Here is a 15,636-nt window from a genome sequence, read left to right on the forward strand (position 1 = left end):
GGGGAGAGCCGTGGGGATGGCGGGCGTCGCCACTGAACCAACAAGGTGGTCCAGACCAATAGGGTTGTCAATGGGTCCAGACCAATTTCGGGAAGCCGGGTCGCCTTCGGCCGTCCGGCGTTCCGGGCCGCCGGTCACCTCCGCGCCGGGGTTCCGGCGTCAAGGCGGTGCGCGGGATCTCCACCCTGCGAGCCGTGTCGAGACCGGCAAGATGCTCAACGTGCCCCGTTTTGGCGCAACTTGTGCAACGCCAGTTGCTTACGAGCTACACAAACGCTGTTCTCCAGCCATAAAGCCGTGGTTACAGTGCTCGCATAGTCACGCAGCGAAGTCATCAGGGTGCACCGGAGTGACTCCCGGTGGGCCGAGGGACATGGGGAGAACGGGGAGCCGCGCGTGCCAACAGCCATTGCCGTGACCAGTGCCGACCTGGCGCTGCCACCACAGGACGAACGGACCCTGCCCGCCGTGGTGCTGCGGGACATCGCCACCCTGCCGCTCGAACAGGCCCTGAGCGAACTCCAGGCGCTCATCGAGCAGCACGGGCACGTCATCGTGGTCTGCTCCCACGTGACACCCGTCGCCGTCCTGCGACGACTGCACACCCTGCGCTCCCTGCTGGAGACCGACCGGGTCGCCCTCTTCAGCCCCGATCTGCCCCCGCTCGGAGTCGCCGTACTGGCCCGCCAGTTGCGGCAGCTGGGCTCCTGCGACCTCAGCCCCGGCGTGCTCGCCTCGGCCGGCCGGCTGCTGGTCCACTACATCCACTCCGGTGCCGTGCTCGGCTCCGTCGCGCGCCTCGACCGGATCCCGGTGAACCTGAAGCAGCACGCCAAGTCCTGGATGCCCGGCAGCCAGTTCGCCGTCCTCGCCCACCCGCAGCCGCAACTCGTCCGGCTCGGCCCCGACGCCGCCCTGGACGGACCGGAGTTCGGCACCTGGATGCTCGTCGCCAAGGGGCAGCTCCAGTCCGACTGGGTCACCGGCACCCTGGCGCCGTCCTGGACGGTGCAGGGGCTGCGCGAGGCGCCGCTTCCCGCCGAGTCCCCGAGCTGGTGGGGGACCGGCAAGGTCATCGAGTTCTGCAGCTATCTGCCCGACCTCTCCGTCCTCTACCAGCTGGTCACGAGTGTGCGGCGCGGCATCTGTCACTGGTGCGGCATCGACGTCATCGGTGACCGGTGCGTGTTCTGTTCGGCCACGCCACCGTCCCTACCCGCCCACGACAACAGCAACAGAAGCAGCAACAGAAGCGACAGCAACAGCAGGAGCGCCAGTAGAGCCCTCGTCCGGCGCACCTGACCCGGACGGCCGGACGGCCGTCCCACTCGATCCGCTCGGCCCACATCCCCCAATGAGGTTGCCCGGTCTATGAACTCCCGTCAGCGCCGCGGCGTGATACTCCTGCTCCTGTCGATCCTGTGCGCCCTCGCCGCGTTCGCCGGCGTGCTCTCCGTCATCAACGACGTGGAGTCCAAGGTCGGCCCCGAGGTCACCGCGTACCGGCTGAAAACCAATGTGGCGCCCTATACGCCGCTCAGTACGGGCCAGTTCGAGAAGATCGAGATGCCCGAGCGCTGGCTGTCGGAGAACGCGGTCACCGACCTCGGCGACATCCGGGGCAAGATCGCCGTCACCACCCTGCGCGAGGGCTCCCTGCTGCAGAGCGACATGATCGTGAACCAGCCCGCCCTGCAGCCGGGGCAGCAGGAGGTCGCCATCATGATCGACGCGGCCACCGGCGTCGCCGGAAAGATCACGCCGGGCTCGTCGGTCAACGTCTACGCCACCTTCGAAGGGGAACGCGAAGGCGCCCCCGCCCAGTCCAAGATCATCGTGACCAACGCCAAGGTCCTCGACGTCGGCCGGATCACCGCCCTCGAACCCGACGAGAACGACCGCGGCCGGCAGCCCACGGACGCCGTCCCCATCACCTTCGCGCTGTCCGCCATCGACGCCCAGCGCATCACCTACGCCGAGTCCTTCGCCCAGCGGGTCAGACTCGCGCTCGTCGCCCCCGGCGGCGACACCACGGTCCCCGAGCAGGACCGTACGTACGAACTCGCGAAGGACAAGTGAGAGGCCCGCATGCCCACGAGGATCCTCCCGGCAGTCGGTGACGCGGACGCCGTCCGGTCCATCACCACGCTGCTCAGCCAGCTCCCGGACGCAGAGCCGATGGCTCCGGTGGTCGACTCCACCCAGCTCGTCGACACCCTCGCGCGCCTGGCCGCCGAGTCGATCGACGAGCTGCCCGAGGTCGTGGTCGTGCACGAACGGATCGGCCCGGTCCCCGCGCTGGAGCTGATCCGCGAAGTGGCCCTGCGCTTCCCCGCCGTCGGGGTCGTCCTCGTCACCTCCGACGCCAGTCCCGGCCTGTTCCAGGCCGCCATGGACTACGGAGCCCGAGGCCTGGTCGCCCTGCCGCTCAGCTACGAGGAACTCGCCAGCCGCGTCCACGCCGTCGCCCAGTGGTCGTCCGGCGTGCGCCGCCACCTCGGCGCCGGCGGCGACGTGTTCACCGGCGTCGGCGGCACGGTCGTCACCGTCAGCGGCGCCAAGGGCGGCGTGGGCGCCACGCTGACCGCCATCCACCTCGCCCTCGCCGCCCAGGCGTCCGGCCGCAGTACCGCCCTGGTCGACCTGGATCTCCAGACCGGGGACGTCGCCTCCTTCCTGGACGTCCAGTTCCGGCGGTCCGTCGTGGACCTCGCCACGATCACCGACATCTCCCCGCGCGTCCTGGCCGACGCCGTCTTCCGCCACGACACCGGTCTCACCCTGCTCCTCGCCCCCGCCGAGGGCGAACGCGGCGAGGACGTCACCGACCGGGCCACCCGCCACATCATCGGCGCCCTGCGCTCCCGGTACGAGGTCGTGGTCGTCGACACCGGCGCCCAGCTCGTCGGGGCCGGCGCGGCCGCCGTCGAGACCGCCGACACCGCGCTCCTGGTCACCACCCCGGACGTGGTCTCCGTCCGGGGCGCCAAACGGACGGTACGGATGTGGGACCGGCTCCAGATCCGCAAGGCGGAGGAGACCACGGTCGTCGTCAACCGCCACACCCGGGGCACGGAGATCCAGCCACCGCTCATCCAGAAGATCACCGGCACCGCGGTCGCGGCCACCGTGGTCCCCGCCAACTTCAAGGAACTCCAGCAGGTCGTGGACGCGGGCCGGGTCCACGACCTGGAGAACAAGAGCACGGTGAAGCAGGCCCTGTGGACCCTTGCCGGGGAACTCGGTCTGGTCAAGCCCACCGAGGGCGCCCACAAGTCCGGTCGGCTGCGGGGAGACCGGCTGCGCGGCGACCGCGGAGCGGTGAGCATCCGACGACGCAAGGACGGAGGGGGATGAGGTGAAAGGGGAGGTGGCGCACACCCGCTCGGGCCGGGGCCTCGACCTGGACCGGAGCCAGGGCCGGGACCGGGGCCGGGGCCGGGACCGGGGCCAGGTCACCATCGAGTTCCTCGGCATGATCCCGACGATCCTCGTGACGCTCGTGGTGCTGTGGCAACTCGTGCTGCTGGGATACACGTTCACCCTCGCGGGGAATGCTGCGGACGAGGCGGTACGGGCGGCCACCGCGGCGGACCCGGGCGCGCGCCAAGGCGCCTGCCAGGCGGCAGGGCTGGACAAGCTGCCCGGCGCCTGGGAGGGAGCGGCGACGGTGAACTGCGGGACCGGGGGCGGCTTCGTCACCGCCGACGTGACGCTGCGCGTCCCTGTTCTTTTCCCCGGCACCGTCAACTTCCCCTTCGAGGTGAAGGGCCACGCGGGCGCGGTGGAGGAGGAGGTGGGGGACTGAGATGCCGTACGACAACAGGCGGGGCGGGCTCCGGCGGAGCCGGGGCCACCGGCGCAGCCGGGATCGAGGGCAGGTGGCGATCGAGTATCTGGGCTTCCTGCCGATCCTCATCATCGTCGCCATGGCCGGCGTACAGCTCGGTCTCATCGCGTACACCGCACAGCAGGCCGGCACCGCCGCCCGCGCGGGGGCCCGCAGCGCCTCGCTCGACGAGGCGGCCGGGCCGGCCTGCACCGTCGCGGTCAGCGGCTGGCTGGCCGGCCGTACCGACTGCGGGGAGTCCGGGGGCGGCGACGAGGTCACCGTCACGGCCACGATCACCATCCCGTCGATCGTGCCGGGCTGGGACTTCGGCCAGGCACGGAAGACCGCCACCATGCCCGTCGACCACTGACCACCCACCACCCACCACCTGCCGGAAACCGACCACAGCAGCAGGAACCACGAACCACGAACCAGGAACGAGGAGCACCGGGCTCATGAGTCTGCGGGCACGTATCAACTCCCCCGAGGAGAAGGGCAACCGGGGCGAGGACGGCCATCTGGTCGCCTCCTACCGCGCCAAGCTCCTCGAGGAGATCGACCTCGCGGAGATGAGTTCGCTGGCCGCCGCCGAGCGCCGGGCGAGACTGGAGCGGGTGCTCGGGCACATCATCAGCCGCGAGGGCCCGGTCCTGTCGACCGTGGAGCGCTCGCAGTTGATCCGCAGGGTCGTCGACGAGGCACTCGGCCTCGGCATCCTGGAACCGCTCCTCGAGGACCCCTCCATCACGGAGATCATGGTCAACGGCCCCGACGCGATCTTCGTGGAGCGCGGCGGACGGGTCGAGCAACTGCCGATGCGCTTCGCCTCCCACGACCAGCTGATGCAGACCATCGAGCGCATCGTCTCGACGGTCAACCGCCGCGTGGACGAGTCGAATCCGATGGTGGACGCGCGCCTGCCGTCCGGTGAGCGCGTCAACGTCATCATCCCGCCGCTGTCCCTGACCGGCGCCACCCTCACCATCCGCCGCTTCCCGCGCTCCTTCACCCTCCACGAGCTGATCGGCCTCGGCTCGCTCGACGAGCACATGCTGTACCTGCTGGCGGGCCTGGTGCAGGCCCGCTTCAACGTGATCGTGTCGGGCGCGACCGGCACCGGGAAGACGACCCTCCTCAACGCCCTCTCCGGTCTGATCCCCGAGGGCGAGCGCATCATCACCATCGAGGACTCCGCCGAACTCCAGCTCCAGCAGCCGCACGTGATCCGCCTGGAGTCGCGCCCGCCGAACGTCGAGGGCAAGGGCCGCATCACCATCCGCGACCTGGTGCGCAACTCACTGCGTATGCGCCCCGACCGGATCGTCGTCGGCGAGGTCCGCGGCGGCGAGTCCCTGGACATGCTCCAGGCAATGTCCACGGGCCACGACGGCTCGCTCGCCACCGTCCACGCCAACAGCGCGGAGGACGCGTTGATGCGCCTCCAGACCCTCGCCTCCATGTCGGAGGTGGAGGTCCCCTTCGTCGCGCTGCACGACCAGATCAACAGCGCCGTCGACGTCCTCGTCCAGCTCACCCGCTTCGCCGACGGCGCCCGCCGCATCACCGAGATCGCCCTGCTGGAGAGCCACGGGGGCGAGCCGTACCGGCTGGCCACGGTCTCCCGGTTCAACGCGCAGCCGATGGCCTCCGACGGCCGTATCTACGGCGCGTACGAGCATCACCCGCTCCCGCGCCGGACCGCCGAACGCCTCTACATGGCGAGTCAGCCCGTTCCGCAGGCCTTCGGCATCGCCCGCTCCCTCGACCAGCTCACGACCCGGGAAGCCAGGTAGGACCGCCGTCATGGATCTGCAGAACCTGATCACGCTGACCACCGGCATCGCACTGCTGACCTGCGTCCTCGCGGTGGTCGGTGTGCACCTGTACGCCGCGGGCAGGGCTCAGCGGCAGGCGCTGGTGGACCGGTTGGCGTACGCCGGCCAGGTCACGGTCAACGGGCGCCGGCGGCACTTCCCCACCCTGGACCGCAGGCTGCGCCGTACGAGGTTCGGCAGGAAACTGGAACTGCGCCTGACGGCGACCGGCCTCGACATCACCCCGGGCGAGTTCTTCGCCTGCGTGGTCGCCCTGGGCCTGGGCCTCCTCCTCACCGGTCAGGCCGTTCTGGCTCCGTTCTTCGGTCCGCTGGCCGGACTGCTCGGCATCTGGGCGGCGTTCCAGTTCCTCGACTGGCAACGCCAGAAACGCATCGAGAAGTTCATCAACCAACTCCCCGAACTCGCCCGCATCCTGGCCAACGCCACCCAGGCCGGCCTCGCCCTGCGGACGGCGATCGGCATGGCGGCCGAAGAACTGGAGGCACCGGCCGGCGAGGAACTGGCCAAGGTGGACAACCAGTTGGCCCTCGGAGCCTCGATGGACGACGCACTGGGGGAGCTCGCGGAACGGCTCCCCTCCCGCGAGCTCGTCGTCCTCGTCACCACCCTGGTGCTGTCCAACCGGGCCGGCGGCCAGGTGGTCAGCGCCCTGCGGAACCTCACCGACACCCTGGAGGAACGCAAGGAGACCCGGCGCGAGGTCCGTACCCAGCTCTCCCAGGTGAGCATGACGTCGTACGCCGTCCCCGTTCTGGGGGTCGGCTCGTTGTTCCTGATGAACGGGGTGAAGGACGGCGCCCTGGAACGCATGACCGGCTCCCCGGTCGGCCAGGGCGCCGTGATCGTCGCCTTCGGCCTGTACGCGATCGGCTTCGTCCTGATCCGCCGCCTGTCCCGCATCGACGTCTGAGCAGCCTGACCGTGGAAGGCAGAGGAAGCAGAGGAGGGAGTGACTGACATGGGACTTCTGCTGGCGCTGGTCATGGCCGTCGCCGTATGGGGCGTCTTCGCCGGCGTGCGCATGTACCGCGCCGACGCGAAACTCCCCGCCGACCTGGTCCTCGCCCTGGAGGTCGGCGCCACCCGCACCGGCGCGGTGGACTCGCTCGTCGACCGCATGGGCATGCGCTACGCCCCGGCCGTCCTGCGCCTCATGGGCCCCCAGCGGGTCGCCAAGTACCGCCGGAAAATCGACCTCGCGGGCAACCCCGGCGGCCTCACCATCGACCGCTACGCCGCCCGCCGCGCGGTCTACGGCTTCCTCGGCGGCCTCGGCTTCCTGGTCTTCCTCATGCGCGGGCAGTTCTTCGTCGCCCTGCTGCTGCTCGCCTTCGGCGCGTTCTGGACGGAGGTCGGCATCTGGTCGGCGATCCGCATCCGCCGGGACGTGATCGAACGGACCCTGCCGGACTTCCTGGACGTTCTCGCCGTCGTCGTCAGCGCCGGCCTCGGCTTCCGGCAGGCCCTGGACCGGGTCGCCACCAAGTACGAGGGCCCGTGGGCGGACGAACTGCGCATCACGCTCCGCCAGATGGACCTCGGCATGAGCCGCCGCCAGGCCTTCACGGAACTGCGCCGCCGCAACGACTCCGAGCAGGTCGCCATGTTCGTCACCGCGCTGCAGCAGGGCGAGGAACTCGGCGCCCCCATCGTGGAGACGCTGGTCGCCCTCGCGAAGGACATGCGCCGCACGGACGCGCAGAACGCCCGCCGCAAGGCGGCCCGCGCGGTCCCCAAGGCCACCATGATGATCACCACGTTCATGGTCCCGGCCACGATGATCCTCCTCGGCGCGGGCCTGATCCTGGGCTCCGGCACCGACTTCGGCTCGATCACGGGCGAGTAGGGAGCAGGGGACGGTGGACGGTGGGATGACGACGACCGGGGAACGCAGGCCCCGCTCAGGGCGTAAGGGCCGACGGAGAGGCAGAAGAGGGCTGTGGCACCGCGCTCGGCCGACCCGGACCACCAGGCCCTCGGCGGACATCCCGGCCCTCCCGGAGCCTTCGGCCCTCCCGGAGCAGGTCGCCAGGGGCGTGCCGGACGCACCGGTGTCACTGGTGCCACCGGTGCAACTGGAGCCCTCAGTGCCTCCGGTGAACGACGGCCGTCCTGCCGGGGACCGGGGCACATCTCCTCCACCCGCACCGGACGTCGACCTCCAGATCAACGCCCTCCAGGCCCTGTGCCGACAGGTGTTCGGCTTCCGGCTGGCGATGATCGCACTCGCCGCCCCCGCCGCCCTCCTCAACGCGGGGCCGGACTGGGGAGTGCGCCTGGTCGGCATCGCGGTCGTGGCCACCTTCATGGGGTCCTACGTCCTCGTACGGGACTGGGAACGCTTCGGCCCTCTCCTCCTGCGCCACCCCAGCCTGCTCGCCGTGGACACCCTCTTCGGCTCGCTCCTCCTCGTCTCCGCCGGCCCCGACAGCCTCCTCGCCTACGCCGGTGTCTGCACCCCGCTCCTCGCCGGTCTGGTCTACGGATGGCGGGGGGCGGCGGCGTTCGCCTCCCTCCAGGGCCTGATCCTGCTCCTGGTCCACGCGACCCTGGCGGACACGGATCCGCACACGGGCCTCACGGAGACACTGTTCCTGCCGGGCCTCTGCGTCATCGCCGGCGCGGTCGGCTCCAGCCTCCGCAACCTCATGCTCCGCTTCGGCACGGCCACCCGGGCCCTGACCGCGGTCCAGGCCCGCCTGGCCGCCACGGAGGCGGTCGGCGAGGAACGGGCCCGCCTGGCCCGCGAGATGCACGACTCGGTGGCGAAGACCCTGTACGGCGTCGCCCTGGCCGCCGACGGCCTGGCCGGCTCGGCGAGCGCCGGACACGTGAACGTGGCGCTGGTACGGCAACAGGCGGAACTGGTCGCCCGCTCGGCCCGCAGAGCCGCCGCCGAATCCCGCGAACTCCTGGCGGACCTGCGCGGCGAGCCGTCCCGGGGCGCGGCGGCGGGCACGGGAGCAGGTAAGGGGGTGGGCACGGGAACGAACGCGGGGCAGAACACGGGGCAGAACGTGGATCTACTGGCCGAACTGGCACTGTGCACACGCCACTTCAGCGCCCGCACCGGCCTCCCGGCGGCATTCGGCCGGACCGGCGACAACGCGGACCGGTCGCACCGCCTTGCCACGGTCCCCCTCCCGGTGGCCCGCCAGGTCCTCACCATTGTCGGAGAAGCCATGGAGAACGCCCATCGCCATGCCCGCCCGACCCGGGTCGCCGTCGGCGCGGGTGTCCACGGCGGCCTGCTCCGCATCATCGTCCACGACGACGGCCGCGGCCTCCCGCCCGGCACGAACCTCGAACAACTCCGCAGCGAAGGCCACTTCGGCCTGGTCGGCATGGTCGAGCGTGCAGCGGCGATCGGCGCCCGCATCCGCGTCGGCCGAGGCACCCACCCACGCGGCACCGAGGTCCGCCTGGAACTCCCCTTGGCACCCCCAAGGCCCCGCACCGGCACGTTCACGACAGCGGAGGCGGCCCGATGACCCCGCACCCCGCACCCCGTACACCTCGAGAGGAGGCACCCCGATGACGCGGATGACGCCGAACCAGGCGCCCCCGGCCACCGCGACCCTGCGGGTCCTCGTCGCCGACGACAACCCCGTGGTCCGCGCGGGCCTGACGGCCCTGCTCTCCGGCCGAGGGGGGATAAGGGTCGTGGCGGAGGCGGCAGACGGCAGGGAGGCCTGCACGGCGGCCCGCGACCATCGCCCCGACGTCATCCTCCTCGACGTCCGGATGCCGGGCATGGACGGCATCTCGGCCCTCCCGTACCTGGTGCGGATCGCCCCGGTGGTGATGCTGACGTACAGCGGTGAGTCGGAGATCGTCGAGGAGGCACTGCGCAGGGGAGCGGGCGGATACCTGGTCCACGGCGAGTTCACGGCGGACCAGTTGGTGTCGGCCGTACGGGACGTCAGCCGCGGCCGCCCCCACTTCACCCCCACGGCGGCGGAAGCACTGCTGACCCAGCTCCGTAAGACGCCCTCGGGCCCGCCCCTGCCGGAAGGCCTGGGAGGCCGCACGGATGCGACTGCATACGAAATTTCCATGGCGAAGCCGCCGTATATGAACCTCCAACAAGCAGCATCATCAGGGAAATTAGATACACCTCACCCCGCACTCCCGCCTGTTTCTTCACAAAACCTTTCGCAGCTGCAACCGGATATGGGACAGTCGTCGTCAGGGTGGGCGAGCGGTCGTCCGGCAGCCGCTCTCGACAGGTCGAGGTTCCCACTGAGCAGCAGGGAGGCGGAGATCATGAACCACATCGCGTCCGGCATGAACAACCGGCAGATCGCCGCCACTTGTTTCATCAGCGAGAAGACGGTCAAGAACCACATCAACCGCATCTTCGCCAAGCTCCACAGCACCAGCCGTTCCGAAGCCGCCGCGAAGTGGCTCGGCACGGCGCCGGACTCCGCACGAGAACTGGGGTGACCTGCGGTGACGTCAAGGGGGACGAAGCGGCGGCCTGGCAACTGGGCCCGGGATTGGGCCCTGGGGCCCTCTGGCGGGCCGGGAAATTCGCCGTACGTTGCTGATATCGAATGCGGCACCCTGAAGGAAGCCGCAACCGCGTCAGCCGGAGGGGAACACCATGAGCAACTGGATCAACACCACAGTCACCTACCTCCAGTCCCGCACCGCCCGCAACGACAGGGGCCAGACGGCGGTGGAGTACCTGGGCATCATCGCGGTGGTGGTGGCGATCGTGCTGGCGATCACGGGGACGAGTATCGGGCAGACGATCTTCAATGCCATCACGGACAAGATCACCGAGGTCACCGGCGGTTGAGGCGGTTCCGCAGGTACGGCGACGCAGGGCAGGCTTTTCCCATCTACCTAACGGTGGTGGGGGGCCTGCTCTTTCTCGCGTTCGCGTACTTGGCGGTCGGGCAGGCCGCGGCCAACAGGAACGGCGCTCAGACGGCCGCGGACGCCGCCGCGCTGGCTGCGGCTCAGGACAGGCGTGACCAACTGGCGGGTGCATGGGTCAAGGACCTTCTGGATCCGACCAAGTGGCGGGCGATCTTTGGCGGCAGTGCCGAAGGGCTCGACGAGTCGTGCTGGCGCGCACAGCAACTCGCGGCGCAGAACGACGCGGCTGTCCTGGGGTGCGGGCTGGACGGGTTGCTGGGCTACACGGTCGAGGTCGAGACGACCGACACCGTGGGGGACTCCATCGTGCCCGGTACCGAGAACATGAAGTCGCAGGAAAAAGCCACTGCGGTGATCGATCCTCGCTGCACCTTCGATCCCCTGGCGGAGGATGCTCCCGAGGACACACTGCCGCTGCTCACCTGCAAGGGCGAAAAGTGGGATCTGGATCCGAAAGATCCGGTGGAACTCCTTCCGCAGCCCGAGGACCTTTTCGATGTCCACCTGGCCGACTGACCGACGAACCACGAGTGACTAAGGAAGCAGAGGCATGAGCATTCGGTTCACAACGAAGGCCCAGAGGGGGATGGTCGCGCTGACTGTTGCGGCCGGACTGGCCCTCGGGGTGGCTGGCTGCGGTGGAGGTGGAGACGACGGCAAGAGTCCGGAGAAGTCGGCATCTGCCTCCAAGGGCGACGGGTCCGCCCCGAGTGCTCAGGAGGGACCGACGGACCAGGTCCAGATCGAATTGAAGGGACCTGGTGGCCTATTGCTTCGAGTCACCTCTGCCGAGCGGGATGCAGGGGGCTTCGTCACTGTCAACGGCACTTTGAAGAATGAGAGTGACAAGACGCTCACCCTGCCTGCGCAACTAAGCGGTAATGAGACCGAGGTGATCAGGAACGGCCAGTCCCTCGGTGGAGCGACACTGGTCGACTCCAAGAGCAAGAAGCGCTACTACGTTCTGCGTGACACAGAAGGTCGTCCTCTCACCACAACGGGAATCAGCCGTGTCAAGTCCGGCGAGATCGTACCGGTCTTCATGCAGTTTCCGTCGCCTCCGAACGAGACGACCGAAGTGACTTTCCAGTTGCCGATGTTCGCCTCCGGCAACATCACGATTGCTGGATGAGGTTGGCGATGACCCGCTCACGCACCCGACTGGAGGCCCCACGCCTCGCAGCCGTAGCAACCACCGTCACCGTCCTGGTGGCCACCAGCCTCTACAGCGTCACCGGCGCTGCCGCCGCCGACGACCCCAGCGTCCCCCCAGGCACCCAAGCCACCGCCTCCGCCCCCGTCGAGCTCGACCCCAACGACCCGGACCTGAAGCTCCCCGACGGCGCCACCCTCGCCGAACCGAAGGTCCTGGACATCAAGCAGGTCGTCGAGGAGCAGAGCGGTGACGAGCGCCGCGAGGACACCAACGCGGAGGTGACGTTCGCGCTGCAGGCCGAGGTGCTGTTCGGCAAGGACAGCGCGAAGCTCAGCTCCCAGGCGAAGGCCCGCATCGGCGCGATCGCCGAGGAGATCAAGAAGCAGAACGCGACGAGGATCCGCGTCTTCGGCTTCACGGACAACCTGGGCTCCTCGGCCCACGGCGACGTCCTGTCCCGCAAGCGCGCGAATGCCGTTCACACCATCCTGGGCCAGGAGCTGAACGACCCCAACGTCACCTACGAGGTACGCGGCTACGGCGAGCAGTACCCGATCGCCGACAACTCCACCGAAGCCGGCCGTAAGAAGAACCGCAGGGTCGAAATCTCGTTCCCCCGCACAGCGAGCTGACGACCTGGTTCCCAGCCGGCGTCCACATGCTTACGAGCGGCTTCGAGCCCTGCCAACCCGCCCGATGTGGTCGCCGACTTCCTGGCGCGCTACGAAGCCGAGTGAGGAGGAGGCCGATCAGTCCACCGGCTTCTGCCGGTTCCCACCATCCGAGCGTCCTACAGCAGATGGTCGGCCTTACCGGACTTGATCTCGAGGATGAGATTGCGGAGGGCTTCTCGGGTGTCGGTGAGGGGAGTGTCCTCCTGGCCGGCGACGGCGATGTAGGCGTTGCCGTCGGAGTCGGTGCCTATGCGGAAGCAGTTGGCGCCCTCGGCGCAGAAGGGTTCTTCCCAGGTGATGTCTGCCATGGGGCGCTCCTCAGAGGTCGCTGGCGATGGTGTGGATGAAATCGCGTGAATCGGCCGACGAGAGCGACGCCTCTTCCATCCAGTCCAGGTGCGCACGGTACTTGGCCAGTTGGGACTGACCGTGAAGGAACTCGGGCCCGTGAGCCGAGTCCAGTTCCGCCGTGTCGAGTTGGGGTACTGCCGCCTCCGCGTAAGTGAGGCCCTGGCCGGCGCCGGGGAAAGCTCCGGCCTTGAAGCGGATCACCCGCACGTCGATGTTCGCGAGTTCCGAGAGGTCGCAGAGGTGGTCGAGCTGCGCGCGCATGACCTTCGTGCCGCCAAACTCGACGCGCAGCGCGGCCTCGTGCACGTAGCCGACGTACGTGATCGGGGCTTTCCGGTGCAGGACCTGCTGACGCTGCATGCGATGCGCCACTCGCAGTTCGATCTCGGCCGGTGACAGTGGCGGTAGGGCGGCGGCGAACAGTCTGCGTGCATAGGCGTCGGTCTGCAACAGGCCCGGCACGTGCAGGGCCAGTCCGCCCCGGACTCGTCTGGCTCGCCACTCCATTTCAGCGATGTCCATTAGTGCTGCGGGGAGTTGACCGCGATACGACTCCCACCAGCCCCGTGACCGGTCGCCGGCCATGTCCGCGAGGGCCTCGACGTATTCCTCGTCGCGGCAGTCGTAGTTGCACGCGAGGGTGCGCAGGCGTTCGGGAGTGATGGTCCGGACCCCTGCCTCGATATTGGAGATCTTCGCCCGATCGAGGCCGAGCAGCCCGGCGGCGTACTCCGTCGACACCTCTGCTGCGAGACGCATCTTCCGCAGCTCCGCGCCCAGTCGTCGCTGACGTTGAGTGGGCGTTGCCCTCGGCGGCATCTGTCACTTCCTCCAATGGTCGCGGCGTCAGTCTGCCCCTTGTCGGTTCGGTAGGTCCACCCAGACGAGTGGCAAATTCAGCTGTTGGGTGGCAATTTGCCACCCATGCTGTCTACTGTCGGCGATGAAGTAGTCGCGATCCGTGATGGCCGGAAGCGCATTACGCGAGCTCACCCGCACCCTCCTGCCCTGGGAGGGGTGTGCCCGCGTCAGGGAGGCAGGCCACCGGCCGGACCGCGTCACAGATCAGCAAGCAGAAATCAGCAATCAGTCGTCAGTCCTCGGGAGTTGCCATGTCTGAACCCTCGTCCCTCTGTCCGATCGCTGTGCCCGTCGACCGGCCGTCCGCCCCGCCTGTCCCCGAGGCCCTCGCCTACAGCTTCACGCTCCCCGCCGCCCCGCGGAGCCCCGCGATCGCCCGCTCGGCGACGAGGACGATCCTGCGGGCCCACGGCCTGGACGACGTGATGGATGCGGCGGTGCAGGTGGTGGGTGAACTGGCCGCGTGCTCATGTCGGTTGGCGCCCTCAGCCGAGGTGTACGTCTCCCTGCGGTACCGGGACGACGCCCTCCGTATGGTTTTCTACGACGCCCATCCCCGCCACACGCCCCCCCGGCTGCTCGCGGCCTGCGACGCCCGCCGCCGGGCGGCACTCCGTGTGCTGGCCTGCGTGGTCAAGGCCTGTGCGGGGGAGTGGGGCTTCGGGAACGCGCGGGAACCGGGTGGCGGGACCCGAATGTGGGCGGTTCTCCCCAGGGGCGGTGCACGTGCTTACGCGGCCGGCGGTCCTCAAGGCTCCCGCTCGTGAAGTGCCGGGCGGCTGCTGCGACCAGGGCCTGATCAGGCCCGATTCAAACGAAAGACCCTAGGCGCGCGGCGTGGTGGGCGTCGCCTGCCCGGTATCGGGGTCGGGAGGGCTCGTCACCACGGTCACCCGCACCCCGCTCCGCAACCCCCACTCCGCCATTGCCCCGGCCTCGGACTCGACGACATGCCGCGCCCGCACCCTGGGCAGCCCGAGTCGCCCTGGCGGCATGGTGCGTACGGCGATGACGCGGAGACGCCGGTCGAGATAGGCGACGTCGATGGGCATGCGCATGCGGAAGGTGTGGATGCTGTTGGCGGGGGAGAGGAGCAACGCACCGTTGAGCGATGTCCGCCCCAACAACCCCTTGGTGCGGGCGCGGTAGGAGGCGGCGATCTCCAGAGGCACACGCACGTCCGGCTGCCCCTCGTCACCCGGCACGACCAACTCACCATGCCCGTCCCGCCACGCCACCGTCACCACCCCGCCCCTTCTGCTCCTTCCCCTTATGGTCAGTTGCTGCGGAGGCGGGCCGCAAGGGCAGCCAGGGACTGGGCGGTCTCGGTCAGGCTCGCCACGGCGGCGTCCAGGTCCGAGGCGAGGCGGGGCGCCGGAAGGGCGGCAGCGGGAGCGGAGGGGACCGGCGTACCCCGGTAGCCGATCGGACCCTCGTTGTAGCGCTGGTAGTAGCCGGTGAACCCCTTGCCGGCGGGAGCCTCGATGAAGCGGACCCCGGTGAGCTGGGTTTCGTTGCCGCCGGAGTTGCGGGTGATGTCGAGGCGGTAGAACCGGAAGGCAGGCATGTCGGGGTGGGGGCGCAGGAAGAACTCCCTCGTCTCGAAGCGGTCGGTGAACCGCTCGCCGATGCGCACGTCCAGGGGCGTCCAGGCTTCGCCGTCGTGGGAGCCGAGGAGGGTCCAGTCGCGCGGGTCACGCTCCGCGCAGTCGTTCGCGGACGTCAGGGAGTACGAGGTGATGGCGGCGGGACGGGCGAGGGTGAAGTCGAGCAGCGCGACGTCGTCACCGGCCAGCCACTTGTTCCGGGACTCGTCGATGAGGTTCTCCGCGATCTCTCCCGCTTCCTCGAACTCGTCGCTCGCCTCGACATCGGTGGCCTCGATCTCGTTCGACAGCGTGTGCAGCACGGCCACGCCGGAGTTACCGCGCTGGTCGCGCCAGGTCACCCGCTCCACGGGGGCGGTGCCGCCGTCGTCGACCAGGAGTCGCAGTTCGTGGGACCGGTGCCAGCCGCCGCCGCCGGGTAGCTGGGGTG

Annotated in this window: 18 protein-coding genes and 1 pseudogene; 15 read left to right on the forward strand and 4 right to left on the reverse strand. The window is 69.4% G+C overall.

All coding sequences use genetic code 11. From position 1 onward, the window contains the following. Positions 1-414: 414 nt before the first annotated feature. From AOK11_RS28225 to AOK11_RS28290, 14 genes are all read left to right on the forward strand, one after another. Positions 415-1,302, forward strand: coding sequence for a hypothetical protein (locus AOK11_RS28225; RefSeq protein ID WP_055596549.1), 888 nt, complete (start codon positions 415-417; stop codon positions 1,300-1,302). Positions 1,303-1,371: 69 nt separating this feature from the next. Then, positions 1,372-2,079 carry a Flp pilus assembly protein CpaB gene (gene cpaB / locus AOK11_RS28230; protein WP_055596550.1) on the forward strand — a complete coding sequence of 236 codons (708 nt, stop codon included), beginning with the start codon at positions 1,372-1,374 and terminating at the stop codon, positions 2,077-2,079. Positions 2,080-2,088: 9 nt separating this feature from the next. Continuing rightward, the gene (locus tag AOK11_RS28235) at positions 2,089-3,357 is read left to right on the forward strand and encodes a CpaE/TadZ family protein (protein WP_055596551.1); all 1,269 of its coding nucleotides are present in this window, start codon (positions 2,089-2,091) and stop codon (positions 3,355-3,357) included. 118 nt (positions 3,358-3,475) lie between these two features. Then, the gene (locus AOK11_RS28240; protein WP_240497517.1) at positions 3,476-3,808 is read left to right on the forward strand and encodes a pilus assembly protein; all 333 of its coding nucleotides are present in this window, start codon (positions 3,476-3,478) and stop codon (positions 3,806-3,808) included. Between the two features lies 1 nt (position 3,809). Beyond that, positions 3,810-4,202 carry a TadE/TadG family type IV pilus assembly protein gene (locus tag AOK11_RS28245; RefSeq protein ID WP_055596552.1) on the forward strand — a complete coding sequence of 131 codons (393 nt, stop codon included), beginning with the start codon at positions 3,810-3,812 and terminating at the stop codon, positions 4,200-4,202. A gap of 85 nt (positions 4,203-4,287) precedes the next feature. Further along, complete coding sequence (locus AOK11_RS28250; protein WP_055596553.1) at positions 4,288-5,625, forward strand: TadA family conjugal transfer-associated ATPase; 1,338 nt, start codon at positions 4,288-4,290, stop codon at positions 5,623-5,625. Positions 5,626-5,635: 10 nt separating this feature from the next. Then, a complete protein-coding gene (locus AOK11_RS28255) occupies positions 5,636-6,580 on the forward strand; it encodes a type II secretion system F family protein (protein WP_055596554.1) in 945 nt (314 codons plus the stop codon). Positions 6,581-6,628: 48 nt separating this feature from the next. Further along, positions 6,629-7,516, forward strand: coding sequence for a DUF5936 domain-containing protein (locus AOK11_RS28260; RefSeq protein WP_055596555.1), 888 nt, complete (start codon positions 6,629-6,631; stop codon positions 7,514-7,516). 25 nt (positions 7,517-7,541) lie between these two features. After that, positions 7,542-9,161 carry a sensor histidine kinase gene (locus AOK11_RS28265; protein WP_420903024.1) on the forward strand — a complete coding sequence of 540 codons (1,620 nt, stop codon included), beginning with the start codon at positions 7,542-7,544 and terminating at the stop codon, positions 9,159-9,161. A gap of 43 nt (positions 9,162-9,204) precedes the next feature. Then, positions 9,205-10,116: a response regulator transcription factor gene (locus tag AOK11_RS28270; protein ID WP_055596556.1), complete on the forward strand. Its 912-nt coding sequence runs from the start codon at positions 9,205-9,207 to the stop codon at positions 10,114-10,116. 160 nt (positions 10,117-10,276) lie between these two features. Further along, positions 10,277-10,474, forward strand: a complete 198-nt coding sequence (locus tag AOK11_RS28275; protein ID WP_055596557.1) for a Flp family type IVb pilin — start codon at positions 10,277-10,279, stop codon at positions 10,472-10,474. Continuing rightward, on the forward strand, positions 10,471-11,073 hold the full coding sequence (locus AOK11_RS28280; RefSeq protein WP_055596558.1) for a pilus assembly protein TadG-related protein: 603 nt from the start codon (positions 10,471-10,473) through the stop codon (positions 11,071-11,073). Before AOK11_RS28275 ends, AOK11_RS28280 begins: the two co-directional genes overlap by 4 nt. 34 nt (positions 11,074-11,107) lie before the next feature. After that, the gene (locus AOK11_RS28285; protein WP_055596559.1) at positions 11,108-11,689 is read left to right on the forward strand and encodes a hypothetical protein; all 582 of its coding nucleotides are present in this window, start codon (positions 11,108-11,110) and stop codon (positions 11,687-11,689) included. Positions 11,690-11,697: 8 nt separating this feature from the next. Continuing rightward, complete coding sequence (locus AOK11_RS28290) at positions 11,698-12,345, forward strand: OmpA family protein (protein WP_055596560.1); 648 nt, start codon at positions 11,698-11,700, stop codon at positions 12,343-12,345. A 158-nt stretch (positions 12,346-12,503) separates the two neighbouring features. Here AOK11_RS28290 and AOK11_RS28295 read toward each other — a convergent pair whose 3' ends face one another. Together AOK11_RS28295 and AOK11_RS28300 are read right to left on the reverse strand one after the other, a co-directional pair. After that, positions 12,504-12,695 (reverse strand): hypothetical protein, encoded by a 192-nt coding sequence (locus tag AOK11_RS28295; RefSeq protein WP_055596561.1) that lies wholly within the window; start codon positions 12,693-12,695, stop codon positions 12,504-12,506. Between the two features lie 10 nt (positions 12,696-12,705). After that, positions 12,706-13,557, reverse strand: a complete 852-nt coding sequence (locus AOK11_RS28300) for a helix-turn-helix domain-containing protein (protein WP_055596562.1) — start codon at positions 13,555-13,557, stop codon at positions 12,706-12,708. 293 nt (positions 13,558-13,850) lie between these two features. On the opposite strand from AOK11_RS28300, the gene AOK11_RS28305 reads away from it, so the two are divergent. Further along, positions 13,851-14,366, forward strand: coding sequence for an ATP-binding protein (locus AOK11_RS28305; RefSeq protein WP_055596563.1), 516 nt, complete (start codon positions 13,851-13,853; stop codon positions 14,364-14,366). Positions 14,367-14,423: 57 nt separating this feature from the next. On the opposite strand, the gene AOK11_RS28310 is transcribed toward AOK11_RS28305, so the two are convergent. Further along, positions 14,424-14,837: a DUF192 domain-containing protein gene (locus AOK11_RS28310; RefSeq protein ID WP_055596566.1), complete on the reverse strand. Its 414-nt coding sequence runs from the start codon at positions 14,835-14,837 to the stop codon at positions 14,424-14,426. A 38-nt stretch (positions 14,838-14,875) separates the two neighbouring features. Beyond that, positions 14,876-15,636: pseudogene (locus AOK11_RS28315) on the reverse strand (discoidin domain-containing protein); the annotation flags it as partial.

The organism is Streptomyces hirsutus (assembly GCF_001418415.1).
GTDB classification, from domain to species: Bacteria; Actinomycetota; Actinomycetes; order Streptomycetales; family Streptomycetaceae; genus Streptomyces; species Streptomyces hirsutus.